General features: G+C 53.2%; 5 protein-coding genes and 3 pseudogenes. 5 read left to right on the top strand and 3 right to left on the bottom strand.

Annotated elements, in window-relative coordinates:
• Positions 1–259 precede the first annotated feature (259 nt).
• A complete protein-coding gene (locus QPK29_RS33170) occupies positions 260–655 on the top strand; it encodes a hypothetical protein (protein WP_371772392.1) in 396 nt (131 codons plus the stop codon).
• Positions 656–894: 239 nt separating this feature from the next.
• On the opposite strand, the pseudogene QPK29_RS33165 reads toward QPK29_RS33170, so the two are convergent.
• A pseudogene (locus QPK29_RS33165) lies at positions 895–1,336 on the bottom strand (transposase); the annotation flags it as partial.
• 115 nt (positions 1,337–1,451) lie between these two features.
• Between QPK29_RS33165 and QPK29_RS33160 the strand changes: the two are divergent.
• Positions 1,452–2,168 (top strand): pirin family protein, encoded by a 717-nt coding sequence (locus QPK29_RS33160; RefSeq protein WP_371772391.1) that lies wholly within the window; start codon positions 1,452–1,454, stop codon positions 2,166–2,168.
• A gap of 28 nt (positions 2,169–2,196) precedes the next feature.
• Positions 2,197–2,585: pseudogene (locus tag QPK29_RS33155) on the top strand (IS110 family transposase); the annotation flags it as partial.
• Positions 2,586–2,976: 391 nt separating this feature from the next.
• Here QPK29_RS33155 and QPK29_RS33150 read toward each other — a convergent pair.
• A complete protein-coding gene (locus tag QPK29_RS33150; protein ID WP_400189952.1) occupies positions 2,977–3,204 on the bottom strand; it encodes a helix-turn-helix domain-containing protein in 228 nt (75 codons plus the stop codon).
• Positions 3,205–3,503: 299 nt separating this feature from the next.
• On the opposite strand from QPK29_RS33150, the pseudogene QPK29_RS33145 reads away from it, so the two are divergent.
• A pseudogene (locus QPK29_RS33145) lies at positions 3,504–4,061 on the top strand (DUF1329 domain-containing protein); the annotation flags it as partial.
• The gene (locus tag QPK29_RS33140) at positions 3,962–4,768 is read left to right on the top strand and encodes a DUF1329 domain-containing protein (protein ID WP_371772390.1); all 807 of its coding nucleotides are present in this window, start codon (positions 3,962–3,964) and stop codon (positions 4,766–4,768) included. The pseudogene QPK29_RS33145 and the gene QPK29_RS33140, both read left to right, overlap by 100 nt.
• 149 nt (positions 4,769–4,917) lie before the next feature.
• On the opposite strand, the gene QPK29_RS33135 is transcribed toward QPK29_RS33140, so the two are convergent.
• Positions 4,918–7,263 carry a hybrid sensor histidine kinase/response regulator gene (locus QPK29_RS33135; protein ID WP_400189951.1) on the bottom strand — a complete coding sequence of 782 codons (2,346 nt, stop codon included), beginning with the start codon at positions 7,261–7,263 and terminating at the stop codon, positions 4,918–4,920.
• Between the last annotated feature and the right edge of the window lie 72 nt (positions 7,264–7,335).

Genomic DNA, 7,335 nt, shown 5'->3' with positions numbered 1-7,335 from the left:
CGCGCCATCGCGGCCGATCGCGACAGGATGCGAGAGGTCATGTCGTTCCACGACCAGATGCGGACCGTCTTCTAACTACGTAACTCGTCGTATCGGCCAGCGTCCGCCAACGCTCTGATTGCAAAGATAGCGTTGGTAGACGCTTTAGTGCGACTATCAAAACCATCTACTCGCCTTTGCAGCAACAAGCGCTGTACACAGAGCTTGGCGAAATTCCGAGTTCGGCCAAGAGCAGATCTACAGTTAGAACGGAGACTAGATGAGACTACTTTTGCTTCTCTGCATGATGTTTTGCATGCCTGCATTTGCGCAGGACGGAATTGTTGTTCATTTTATCGTCAGCAAATTTTCTACGGAAAAATCGAGTACCTACGCGAATGGCGTCCTCATGCGGCAAACCGATGAGGCGACTCTGACTTTTCCAACGCAATATGAAGTGCGGATCGAGTCTCGTGAGCTTGAAAAAGGGACGGTAAATCTAATGCTCACGCTCAAGGACCTGTCTACCGGCAAACCGATTTACGCTGGAAGTCGCGCGACCAAACTAAAAATTGGAGAGTCACGATTAATCTCGCTGGATGCTACCGAGAGCCAAGTTACCCGTTATAAGGTATTTGTCGATACGGCGTACGGCAAGCTTCCCTCTCCACTATGATGACTACCTTGTCGCCTTGACGAAATCTCAGTTCACTAGGTCGACGGCGTCCGCTCTGGGTTGAAAGCGGTCTCAGCCGAGGGACCGGAACCGGTAGATTGCTGCCGTACGTAGCCGCGGCCTAGGGATTAACATGGACGGCATGTTCTTAGCCGGACTGATGCTTTGGCCAAAGCACCGTTCTGGACGAACTCTGGTCCCATATTACTGCACATCTCCCGGTGCACCCACGTGTACGCTTGCGCAACCACGGCAGCAGCGGAATCCCGGTCCTGCAAACTTGCGGTCGTCACTGTCAGCGCGATGAGCAGTCCGTCGTATCAACGACGAGGTTGCGCTTGGCCACTGACCATTCTCCCGGCATCGAAACCGCTCTCTCCGCCCTGCGGCGAAGTGCCATTGGACTGGGCATCGATAATCGCCTCTGTCGGCGCGTTCGCGCGTCCCATGCGGGAACGCCACTGCTTGCGTAACCGGCCCTGCATTTTCTCGAATACACCAGCACCCACCTAACGTGAAAACGCCTAGTAGACCGCTTGCCAGGGGGGTATGTCGTTGGTAGAAGTCGCCAAGAGCACCCCCGTGCAGCACGTAGGAGCATGCATTGACTAGTTCACGCCGCCTACACCGCGCGGGCGTGCCGCGCTGGTCCGGCACGCGCTCAAACAGGTCGGCCGTTAGGCACCTGTATTTCATTTTACGAGAAGCCTAGACTCGATTCTGTCACCTAACTTCGCCAGGAAATGTAGAAACCATGCAAACGCTAGACATACGACGGGCAGCCACGCGAGGAATCATGCAACTCGACTGGCTTGATGCTCGATTCAGCTTCTCCTTCGGCTCGTACAGGGATCCTGAGCGTGACTCTTTTGGTGTTCTGCTTGCGCTTAACGAAGACAAGGTGAAGCCGAACGGCGGATTCCTTCCGCATCCGCACAGGGATCTCGAGATATTCATCATGCCGCTCTCAGGCATGGTCGAGCATCGCGACAATCTCGGTAATCAGTGCATCGTTACAGTAGGCGATGTGCAGAAGATGAGCGCCGGAACGGGAATCGTCCACAGCCAGATGAACCGATCGAGTCAAGTGACGGACCACCACATTCAGATCTGGCTTCAGCCACGTCGAACGGGCACCCCGCCCTCAGTGGAACAGCGCCATTTCGAGCGCGCAGATCGTGCCGGGCGATGGCAACTGCTCGTGTCGCCAGATGGGCGCGGTAACAGTCTTCCGGTGGATCAAGACTCCATGATCTGTGTAACGACTCTCAAGCGCGGCCATAGTGTGTCCATCAATGCACAAGCGAACCGGAGTGCATATGTCCACGTCATTCGAGGCGCACTATCGATCGTCGTTGCCGGCGTAGCACCCGAGCAGCTTGCGGGGGGCGATGCATGTGCATTGCCAGTTGTTCCCAACGTGGAACTGCAGGGCATGTCCGATGACGCTGAAGTTCTTTGGTTTGATCTGCCCCTAGTCACAGGATCGAGCGGCGGAAGCAGCGCGTCGTGAGTGGATGTATCGAGCAACCACTTGAAGGATGGAAGTCTGCAGCAGCGTACATTACGGGGCGCGAACGCTGCAAGCGTTTGGACACACGGTGAAGCTGATGGCGCCTCAATTCGTCAAGCCCTACGTAAAAACGAACAAGCACGACGCTGCGGATGCGGAAGTGATTTGCAAGGCCGTGCGGCCGCCTAACATGCGTTTGTGCCGGTCATGAATGTTGAGCAGCAGGCGGTGCTAGCGCTGCATCGGGTACAGCAGGGATGGATCAAAGCGAGGACAGCGCAAGTCAATCAGATCCGGAGTCTATTGAGTGAGTTTGGCTTAATTGTGCCTCAAGGGATTGGGCACATCACCGGGTGCGTACCCGCGCTGCTCGACGAAGCAAAGGACGAGCTGCCGAGGCCGTTCCAGGAGCTTATTTGTTAGACACTCGTGGTCACAGGAATTCGAAAGAAACTAGGCACACCGAGCCGACGATTCCGAGCGGTTTGTCGCGGAGCTTGGACGGCTTCATCTACGCGCTCGGCCACGTCGTGCATGTCGATGGAACGCTCGCAGCAGATCCGCCCAGGGTTGGTTAAGCTCATGGTACGCGTCAAGCGCCGCAAGAGATACGTTCTGAGGTACTGCTTAAGGCGTGAGATTCACAGGCTTACGTGTTTCCTACGCAAATGTCGACGAGGGTGGCGGTGCGCTTGGAGCTCCTTGCCTCGACAACCCGTCGGTAAGTATGCAAGTTGAACTCGTCGTCCATGTGTTCCGCCCCTTTTTCTGCGATTGCGCTTGCGACGCGCGTTTATACTCATGTTAGCTACATCCGCACAATGTCTTGCGCACGCAGTACAGGTCGAATGGTCCAGGCACAGACGCGCGCACCAGAGCGATGATCAAACTCGTCTGCAATTTCCTGCAGGCTCGCTTGTGCACGCTCTGTCACGATATCGCGCAACACTGCGATATGCTGGGGCTGCAAGGCTGGCGGCCTGCCGCCAGCGTATGACAGCGGCTCCGAACCGTCGAGTGAATATTTCACTGCCATCACATGCTTCCTTCACACCGCGACGGCATGCCACGACTATGTCATTGATTTCGTCTAGGCGCCTGCTAGCATGTCAAATCATGAAGTGCTCGAGGTATCACAGCCTATCCGATGAGGGTACGCACCTCGTCAACGCGACAGAAGCAGCATTCCTTGGAGCCGACTTATATTGTCCTGTCAAATGTTTGGCGTGACAGTCTATGTGAACCGGAACCTTCCTCGTCAATGTGGCAAAACGGGAACTTTACCAATCATCATAACAGACCCGAATTTATTTCACGGGAACGTGACTCTCACCTATGATTGGTGTTACATACGCTGCGAACCTCGACACGCTTTTTTATGAGTTCATTATTGTGCATTGCGTCTACGCTACTTCGAACATGAGGTCATCAATGCTGATATTTCGCCGAGGCCGAGTGCCACAAATTTACTTTTGCGTTATAGCAAACTGTTTCGTGCTGCCGAGAATAGCGTTAGCGCAATCCGTTTCTCATTTTGCAGTTTCCGGTGCCGAAACTTCAAGCAACGCGGATGGCAGTATTCCGGAATCGCGGGGAATGACCGATTCTCCTCTGCCCGGGTGGACGCCAGGTGAAAGCCGGGTTCGGTTTTCCCCTTACGGAAAGGAAATTCCGCTGCGAATTATTGACCAGAACAACGTTAACCAATTTGAAACGATGTTGCCTCCGGGCGCTGTTGCTTTATTAAAAAGCAAGCCCGGGTACACAATGCCTATCTATCCGACCCATCGGAGTTGCGGTCTTCCACCTTTCGTGGCTCAAAATACAATTCGTTTTCAGGGCAGGGCACATATCTCGCGCAATGGCTGGTCTATCGAAGACGCGGTGCTCCCAAGTGTTCCCTTTCGCACCCACGCACTGGAAGCGAAGCGCTTTGGAATTTTCTTGTGCAATACCAGGGATTGGGTGTGGAATGGACCAATGGAAAGTCATATCTATCACCAAGGGCACCAGATGCCGAGCCCATTCTCTATTCATGGGAGGTGCGTATTTATAACCCATGGGGTGCGGCGCCAGGCAGACCATTACGAGAAGGCGATCTGAAGGTCGCGGAAATTCTCTCGTACAAGAGTCCCGCCGCAATGTCGGGACAAGCAGTGTTGCAGCGGTTTTATTTTGACAAACCGGTTGAGTCTTATTATTACTTCCCTGGTCAACGACGTGTGCGGCGTATGTCAAATTATGCCTATGATGCACCGTTGATTGGCTTCGAAAAAACGTATCCGAGCGACGCGAACTACATATTTAATGGTAATCCGGACAGGTTCGAATGGGTACTCAAAGGGAAGCGCGAGCTGTTCGTACCGTACAATGCGCTGAACATAACAGATAAAGATGCTCAGGGTAATAGCATATTCGGAAATAAATTCATCTCGGCGAACGTCAGGCGATATGAACTTCACCGAGTCTGGGTTATTGAAGGTAACCTGCGCCCAGGAATGCGTCACTCCACACCGCATAAAGTTATTTATTTAGATGAAGATAGTTGGTCGGCCGTTGCCGGCGAAGATTATGACGCTGACGGAGGCATTGTACGTTAACTGGTCGATCAGCTCGACCGGGAACGGATAAGAAGCTTCCTTTCTTGGGCTTTTTGGTGGTCATCACTTCGGTCGTGGAACAGTCCTTTCGGGTTTATTTCATGACCCCGTTCCACACAAAAAATCTGACAGGCTCAATTCGACAAATGTCAGTCGAGACGCCTACCAACTGAAGCAAGGTAATCTCGGAGTTCACTGAAATCGAGTGGCTTGGTAATGTGCTTGCTGAACCCAGCTTGTGTTGTTCGCAAGCGATCCTCATGATTTCCCCAACCAGTTACTGCCACGAGCTCGACATCTTTCAGAGATGAAGCGCGCATCGCCTCCGCCAGCTCGAAGCCATTCATTTTTGGCATTCCCAGATCCAGTAAAGCCACATCCGGTATCCATTCCTGTGCAATCATAAGCGCCTGCTGGCCATCGCTAGCTGTACGGACCTCATGCCCGTCCAATTTCAGCATTTGCGCTAGCATGTTGACGGCATCCGCATTGTCGTCGGCCAGTAATATACGACGTGGGCGCGTCCCTCCAGGTTGGTGCAATCCCAAGCTCCCTTCCACATTGCCGGGAGACGCTGTGCCGTTGATAACAGGAAGTTTTATGGTGAATGTGCTTCCGTTGTTCTGGCCAGCGCTCTCGGCCCATATTGTTCCTCCATGCATCTCGGTAAGCTGTTTGGCCAATGCCAAACCGATACCTAGGCCGCCTTGGGAATATTCCCCGTTGTGGACTACCTGACTGAACATGTCGAACACATGAGGCAGTTCATCAGACGCGATACCAATTCCGTTGTCTGTGACAGTGACGACCGCGTTGTCGTTCTCAACACGGCCCATCAGGACGATTTCGCCACGCGGCGTCGTGTATTTCACCGCGTTAGTCAGTACGTTTGCGATGACCTGGGCGATACGATTGGCATCGACATCCAGCCAGATGGGTTCCTTCGGCACGTGCACGATAAACTTATGTTCTTTGGCCTCAATCGCGGGTAGAGCAGTCTCGATGGCCTGTGACACGATGTCCTGAAGCGGAACGTGACTCAATTTCGGCACGATCTTTCCGCTCGTTATACGAGCCAGGTCGAGCAGGTCATCAACAAGGTGGACCAAGTGATCTACTTGTCGACTCATCACTTTCCTGATGCGAGCGACCGTGGCCGGGTTGTCTCCTGTGGAAGCGATCAGCTCCAGTCCGGTGCGTATTGGGGCCAAAGGATTGCGCAATTCATGGGCGAGAACGGCAAGGAATTCCTGTTGCCGTCGATTGGATTCTGCCAATCCCTCAGCCAAGCGCCGAAGGTCGGTCTCGATTTGCTTGCGTTGAGTAATGTCCACCGCGACCCCAGCAAAGCGACGTTTGCCAGTATCGAGGTCCGCAAACATACGGCCCTTGGCCGAAACCCAGATAAGTGCCTCATCGACTGGACTTAGACGGTATTCTTCTTCGTAAGGGCTACCACTTTCCATCGCATGAGCAATAGATTGCAACACGCGTTGCCTGTCATCAGGATGGATATTGTCCGTAAATGCTGATAACGACAGAATCCCTCGTTCCGCATCAACAGCATCGGAACGAAACAGGTGGGCGAACCGAGCATCGACGGTCGTTGCGAAGGTTTCCGCATCTACCGTCCAGGTACCAATGTTGCCGGATGCTTCCAAGGACAGCTGAAACCGGGCTTCGCTCTCTTTCAAACGAGCCAGGGTCGTCACTTTGGATGTCGTTTCGAAGACGGTGCACAGGACGCCCGCTACCTGCCCATCTTCGCCACGTACTGGACTATATGAAAAGGAAAAATAGGTCTGTTCAGGATATCCGTATCGATCAACGACAATCGGAAGATCTTCGAAGTACGTACTCTCTCCAGCATAAGCTTTCTCGGCAATTGGTCCGACAACATCCCATGCCTCTGCCCATACATCTGCGAAACGACGGCCTAGCGCATCTAGTTTCTTACTGCCGAGGAGAGGAAGATAGGCATCGTTATAGAATGCATAGAACTGACCAGTCCACACAAGGAACATTGGAAAATCGCTGTCTAAGATCATACCCAATGCGGTACGCAGCGCTGCTGGCCACTCGTCTATTCGACCGAGCGGATGCCTCGACCAATCATAGGCTGCGATTTCTTGCGCCATCATTCGTTTGCCAAGAAAAGCCGTCTTCACGAAATTCCTGCGTCCATAAGAGTGCAACCAAGCATTGTACCGTGACCTACTTTCCAACTCGTCCTGCACACTAGCAATCAGTGTTTCTGTTGTTAATTTAGTTGCACATTTTCGCGGGCACGAATAATTTGGTTGTTGGGCAGCGCTCAGAATATTGACGGTGAGCGCAATGTCGTACGCCTTAATCCGGTGTAGAGCTAGATGTGTTGGATATCCCAAGCGCGCCACGTTGTCACGGCCGTTGCGGAACGCCAGCAGGACCATGTACAGCTTGAGTGCGTGTAAGAATGAGACATGTTTAACTTGTCGGTTGTCTTTCTTGAACATGCGCGGCGATTTGTACCCAAGCGCCGAATGCGAATGCACCTCGTTGAAGTGTGTGAAGGCGTCGGGCAGTCG

Origin of the sequence: Massilia orientalis (assembly GCF_030411975.2) — a bacterium.
GTDB classification, from domain to species: domain Bacteria; phylum Pseudomonadota; class Gammaproteobacteria; order Burkholderiales; family Burkholderiaceae_D; genus Telluria; species Telluria orientalis.
Note: the sequence above shows the minus strand (reverse complement) of the source record. Positions and strands in the feature narration are given on the sequence as shown.